Source organism: Streptomyces sp. SID5785 (assembly GCF_009870065.1).
GTDB lineage: Bacteria > Actinomycetota > Actinomycetes > Streptomycetales > Streptomycetaceae > Streptomyces.
Genome location: NZ_WWIA01000761.1, coordinates 1 through 5,457, shown reverse-complemented (window position 1 = coordinate 5,457; position 5,457 = coordinate 1). Strand labels below are relative to the sequence as shown.

General features: G+C 72.8%; 8 protein-coding genes. 3 read left to right on the top strand and 5 right to left on the bottom strand.

All coding sequences use genetic code 11. The features are described 5' to 3' along the window. Positions 1–39 precede the first annotated feature (39 nt). Positions 40–366: a DUF952 domain-containing protein gene (locus GTW43_RS25020; protein WP_161304270.1), complete on the top strand. Its 327-nt coding sequence runs from the start codon at positions 40–42 to the stop codon at positions 364–366. Here GTW43_RS25020 and GTW43_RS25015 read toward each other — a convergent pair. The 3 genes from GTW43_RS25015 to sodN all read right to left on the bottom strand — a co-directional run bounded on the left by GTW43_RS25015 (position 347) and on the right by sodN (position 2,714). Next, on the bottom strand, positions 347–1,297 hold the full coding sequence (locus GTW43_RS25015; protein WP_161304269.1) for a GNAT family N-acetyltransferase: 951 nt from the start codon (positions 1,295–1,297) through the stop codon (positions 347–349). The genes GTW43_RS25020 and GTW43_RS25015 overlap by 20 nt on opposite strands. A gap of 33 nt (positions 1,298–1,330) precedes the next feature. After that, the gene (locus GTW43_RS25010) at positions 1,331–2,161 is read right to left on the bottom strand and encodes a hypothetical protein (RefSeq protein ID WP_161304268.1); all 831 of its coding nucleotides are present in this window, start codon (positions 2,159–2,161) and stop codon (positions 1,331–1,333) included. A 157-nt stretch (positions 2,162–2,318) separates the two neighbouring features. After that, complete coding sequence (gene sodN / locus GTW43_RS25005) at positions 2,319–2,714, bottom strand: superoxide dismutase, Ni (RefSeq protein WP_161304267.1); 396 nt, start codon at positions 2,712–2,714, stop codon at positions 2,319–2,321. A gap of 162 nt (positions 2,715–2,876) precedes the next feature. Between sodN and sodX the strand changes: the two genes are divergently transcribed. Then, the gene (sodX, locus tag GTW43_RS25000) at positions 2,877–3,320 is read left to right on the top strand and encodes a nickel-type superoxide dismutase maturation protease (RefSeq protein WP_161304266.1); all 444 of its coding nucleotides are present in this window, start codon (positions 2,877–2,879) and stop codon (positions 3,318–3,320) included. Here the strand turns inward: sodX and GTW43_RS24995 are convergent. Further along, complete coding sequence (locus tag GTW43_RS24995) at positions 3,224–3,853, bottom strand: CGNR zinc finger domain-containing protein (RefSeq protein WP_161304265.1); 630 nt, start codon at positions 3,851–3,853, stop codon at positions 3,224–3,226. The genes sodX and GTW43_RS24995 overlap by 97 nt on opposite strands. Positions 3,854–3,949: 96 nt before the next feature. Here GTW43_RS24995 and GTW43_RS24990 point away from each other — a divergent pair, with 96 nt between their 5' ends. Beyond that, positions 3,950–4,726 carry a class I SAM-dependent methyltransferase gene (locus GTW43_RS24990; protein WP_161304264.1) on the top strand — a complete coding sequence of 259 codons (777 nt, stop codon included), beginning with the start codon at positions 3,950–3,952 and terminating at the stop codon, positions 4,724–4,726. An 81-nt stretch (positions 4,727–4,807) separates the two neighbouring features. Here GTW43_RS24990 and GTW43_RS24985 read toward each other — a convergent pair. Continuing rightward, the coding region (locus GTW43_RS24985) for an amino acid ABC transporter ATP-binding protein (RefSeq protein ID WP_161304263.1) at positions 4,808–5,457 on the bottom strand (650 nt) is incomplete at its 5' end.

Here is a 5,457-nt window from a genome sequence, read left to right as displayed (position 1 = left end):
CCGCGACATGATCCGCCGGACAGGCCCTAGGGTGTCGGGATGACTGAGCTGCTGCACCTCACCGAGCGCACCCGGTGGGACGAGGCCGGGGTCACGGGTGCGTACACTGGGTCGACGCGCGGCAAGAGCCTCGCGGACGTCGGCTTCATCCACTGCTCGTACGCGTCCCAACTGCGCGGCGTCGCCGAGGCCCTGTACGGCGAGCGGCCCGCCCCCGGCACGCTGGTCGTCCTGGTGATCGACCCGGACCGGCTCGATGTGCCGGTGCGGGACGAGGAGGGCGAGCCCGGCGGCGAGCTGTTCCCGCACATCTACGGGCCGCTGCCGGTCGCCGCCGTCACCGAGGTCAGGGAGTGGCCGGCCTGAGCAGCGGCACGTCCCGGGTGAACCGGCGGAAGCCGACGCTGTAGTAGAGCCCGCGCGCGGCCCGGTGGCCGGGCGCACCCAGCGACGCGACCGTCATCTGCCGCGCGCCCGCCGCCCGCGCGCGGTGCATGCCGTGCAGCAGCAGCGCCCGGCCGAGCCCGCGCCGCCGGTGCTCCGGATGCGTGCCGACGGGCTCGAACTCCGCGGTCGCGTTGGCCTCGTCGAGCCACATGAGGGCCGACGCGGCCGGTGTGCCGTCCGGCGCCACCACCAGGACGTGCAGGTCGCCCCGGTACGGTGCGGTCCGCCTGACCCCCTCGTAGGCCGCCAGGTCGTACGCGCTCGGCCCCCACGCGGCCACGTGCGCCCGCACCACGGTCTCGGGCGTCGTCTCGTCGGCGGTCAGGAAGCGGTGGCCGTCCGGGAGCTCCGGCCGCTCCAGCCCGTCGTCCAGGTCCCGCACGTTGAGCTGGGTCCACGAGCCGGTGTCGCCGAGCGCGTCCGGGTCGTCCGCGTAGCCGTGCGCCGACCAGCGCTCCAGCGCGAAGGCGTCCTCGGTCGGCACGACGGTGCGCTCGAGCCCGGCCGCCAGGGTGTCGTACCAGTCGATCACCTCGTCCACCAGGGCGCTGTGCCCGGGATGGACCTGATAGGTGAGGTGCGCGCCCGTCACGTCCCTGACCGAGCCGTCGTTCAGCGTGACCCGGCGCGGCAGCGCCGCCCAGCCCCACGCGACCGGCTCGCCACGGTCCCACCACAGGCGGCGGCGCCAGTGGGGGCCGGCGGTGGCGTGCCCCCGGCCCCAGTTCCACGCCAGTTCGCCGTACGCGGCGTCGCTGTTCACCAGGTCGGGGCGGAGCGCGGTGACCCGCTGGGCCAGGCGCTGCATCAGCCGTACGTCCGCCGCGGTCAGGATCCCGGTGTCAGCCATGGGCCGACTGTGGCAGAGCGGGGCGCGGCCGGGCTACCGGCTTTCCGCGAGGGCCGCGCGGACGGACCGGGTCAGCGCGGCGACGAACGCGTCCCGCGTCGCCTCGTCCACCAGGTCGAGCGAGAGATACGGATTGAGGTCCTCCAGCTCGACGAGCAGCAGGTCTCCCTCCGGGGTGCGGCAGGCGTCCACCCGCTGGACCCCGTGGCGGACCATGTTCCACGCGACGAACCGCCGGGCGAACTCCCGGTCGGCCGCGGTCGGCTCGTAGGGCCGCAGCTCCCAGCGGCGCTCCGGGTCCGGGGCGTGGAGGGCGTACTGCAGGGTGTCGTCCACGAAGTAGAAGGACACCTCGTACCGGAAGCGGATGCGCGGCTGCACCAACAGGCCGTCGCCGTAGGGCAGTCCGGGCAGCTCGTCCGGGGCGACGAAGCGCAGCCCGATCGAGTCCGCGCCGAGCTTCGGCTTGGCCGCGTAGGAGTCGGCGGCGGGCAGCCGGTGCAGGTCGGCCGCCCGGTCGACGGTGGGGATGACGGGGTACCCGGCGTCCGTGAGGTCGAGCAGGTACTGCTTGCCGGCCATGTCCCCGCGGCCCGTCAGCGGGTTGTGGACGACCGTGCCGCGGGCGAGGGCCGCGGCACGGAACTCCTCGTACGCCTCCCGGTAGCCGATGACCGGCCCGCTGTTGCGCACGACGACCGCGTCGAAGCCGTCCATCAGCGCGGCCGCGTCCCGCGGGTGGCACAGCGCGAGGTCGAAGGCGGCGCGCAGCCGCGACGACAGGAGGATGTCCTCGTCGCAGTACCGGCGGCCGCGGGCCTCGTACGCGAGGTCGGTGACGTAGAGGACGCGGGGGCGGGGCATGGGCGGGACTCCTGGGACGGGGGGCGGTTCCGGCCAGTTTCCCGTACGGCCCCGGGCACGCCGAAGGGGCCCGGCGTCATCGTGCCGGGCCCCTTCGAGGCGTTCGCCGGCCCTGCGGGGGTGCACCGCCCGCGGGTCGTCGTGAACCGGGCCTGGATCAGGCCTTCTTGGTCTCCCAGAAGATCTTGTCGATCTGGGCGATGTAGTCCAGGGCCTTCTGGCCCGTGGCCGGGTCCGACGAGGCCTTCGCGGCCGAGAGGGCCTTGAGGGTGTCGTTGACCAGCTGGTGCAGCTCCGGGTACTTCTCGAAGTGCGGGGGCTTGAAGTAGTCGCTCCAGAGCACCGACACGTGGTGCTTGGCGAGCTCGGCGCGCTGCTCCTTGATGACGATGGCGCGCGTCTGGAACGCGGCGTCGTCGTTGGCGGCCATCTTGTCCTGGACGGCCTTGACCGACTCGGCCTCGATGCGGGCCTGGGCCGGGTCGTACACGCCGCAGGGCAGGTCGCAGTGGGCGCTGGCCTTCACCTTGGGGGCGAACAGGCGGGAAAGCATGTAGCTGTCCTTCCTCGTGATCGTCTTCTCAGGTGGGACATTACTCCGTGCAGGACGGCTTTTCTCGAGTGCCCCCGGGGGCTTAGGTCAAAAGTCCAGGGCCAGACTGGGACTGGTGGAGGATGGGACCGAAGCACCGACGGGAACCGGGGAGGCTGTCTGATGCCCGAGGCGATCGAGGAAGTGCGCGAGGCGAAGGTGCCGTTTCAGATCATTGAGGTCGAGGGCCCGTCGATGGTGCCGACCCTGTACCCCGGGGACTGGATGCTGGTGCAGCACGGCGCACGGGTGCGGCCCGGGGACGTCGTGGTCCTGCGCCACCCGTTCCAGCAGGACCTGCTGGTCGTCAAGCGGATCGCCGAGCGCCGCGAGGGCGGCTGGTGGGTCCTCGGCGACAACCCGGGCGCGGGCGGCGACAGCACCGTGTACGGGGTCGTCCCGGACGAGCTGGTGCTGGCCCGGGTGCGGGGCCGGCTGCGGCACCGCAAGCCGTGGGCGAGCGGCGAGGGTCAGCGCTCGCCGGCCGCGGTGCTGTCCTGGGTGTTCGCTGCGGTGCGCCCGGTGCGCTCCGACCGGTCGGCCTCCAGGCGCTTGCGGGCCCGGTAGGCGGCGACGTTGGCCCGGGTCGCGCAGCGGTCCGAGCAGTAGCGGCGGGAGCGGTTCGTCGAGGTGTCGAGGTAGGCGTTGCGGCACGGGGCCGCCTCGCACAGGCCGAGCCGCTCCACACCGTGCTCGGTGAGGTGGAAGGCGAGGCCCATCGCGGCGATCGCCGCGTAGCCCGCGGTCGCGTTCGAGGGGTGGTCCGCGAGGTGCATGTGCCACAGCGGCCTGCCGTCGTCGTCGCGGTGGTCGTGCCCGGAGATCTGCGGGCTCACCGGGAACTCCAGGAGCAGTGAGTTGAGAAGGTCGACGGCGAGTGTCTCGTCGCCCGCGTCGGCCGCCTCGAAGACGGCGCGCAGCCGGGCCCGGACCCCGCGGAAGCGCGTCAGGTCGGACTCGGTGGCCCGCCGGGCCGCCGACCGGCTGGCGCCGAACAGGGAGCGCACCGCCTCGACCGAGGTCAGCTCGTCCGTGCCGCGGCCGGGCTCCTCGCTGTTCACGAGACGCACCGCGTAGTCCGAGTAATAGGCCAGTTCCACTTGTAGTCCTTACCGGGGGCGTCTATCGTCGGGCCGAGTGAGCGTAATGCTCGCGCTGGTATTCAGGGTATTACGCGCCCGTCCGGGAGGGCTTCCATGACCGACGTGACCGAGACCGCCGCCGCGGGGACGACCGACTGGCGCGCCTGGCAGGACAGCTGGGACCGGCAGCAGGAGTGGTACATGCCCGACCGCGAGGAGCGGTTCCGGGTGATGCTCGACATGGTCGAGGCCTTCGCCGGGCCCACGCCCCGCGTCCTCGACCTCGCCTGCGGCACCGGCAGCATCACCGACCGGCTCCTCACCCGCCTCCCCGGCGCGACCAGCGTCGGCGTCGACCTCGACCCGGCGCTGCTCGCGATCGCCCGCGGGACCTTCGCGGACGACGAGCGCGTCACGTTCGTCACCGCGGACCTCAAGGACCCGCAGTGGACGCGGGCGCTGCCGCACGACTCGTACGACGCCGTCCTCACCGCCACCGCCCTGCACTGGCTGCACGCGGAGCCCCTCACCGCTCTCTACGGACGACTGGCCCCGCTCGTCCGCGACGGCGGGGTGTTCATGAACGCGGACCACATGATCGACGAGTCCACGCCGAGGATCAACGCCGCGGAGCGCGCTCTGCGGCACGCGCGCATGGACCGCGCCAAGGAAGCCGGCGCGGTCGACTGGGCCGACTGGTGGGACCTGGCCGCGAAGGACCCGGCCCTGGCCGGCCCGACCGCCCGCCGCTTCGAGATCTACGGCGAGCACGCGGACGGGGACACCCCCTCCGTGTCCTGGCACGCGCAGGCGCTGCGCACCGCCGGATTCGCCGAGGCGCGGGCCGTGTGGAGCTCGCCGTCGGACGCGATGGTGCTGGCGGTGCGCTGACCGCGCCGTCCCGTACGCGGAAGGGGGCGCCCGGGGTCTCGACCCCGGGCGCCCCCTTCCTGGTACTGCACCGCGGCGGAGCTACAGGACCTTCGAGAGGAAGGACTGGGTCCGCTCGTGCTGCGGGTTCGTGAGCACCTCACGCGGGTCGCCCGACTCCACGACGACGCCGTCGTCCATGAAGACGAGGCTGTCGCCGACCTCGCGGGCGAAGCCCATCTCGTGCGTGACGACGACCATCGTCATGCCCGACTCGGCCAGGTCCCGCATGACGTCGAGGACGTCACCGACCAGCTCCGGGTCGAGCGCCGAGGTCGGCTCGTCGAACAGCATGAGCTTCGGGTCCATCGCGAGCGCCCGCGCGATCGCGACGCGCTGCTGCTGGCCGCCGGACAGCTGCGAGGGGTAGTTGCCCGCCTTGTCGGCGAGCCCCACCCGTTCGAGCAGCTCCTGCGCGCGCTGCCGGGCCGCGGACTTCGACTGCCGCTTGACCTGGACCGGCGCCTCCATGACGTTCTCCACCGCCGTCAGGTGCGGGAAGAGGTTGAAGCGCTGGAACACCATGCCGATGTCCCGCCGCTTCAGGGCCACTTCGCGGTCGCGGAGCTCGTAGAGCCTGTCGCCCTGCTGGCGGTAGCCGACCAGGTCGCCGTCGACGTAGAGCCGGCCGGCGTTGACCTTCTCCAGGTGGTTGATGCACCGCAGGAAGGTGGACTTGCCGGAGCCGGACG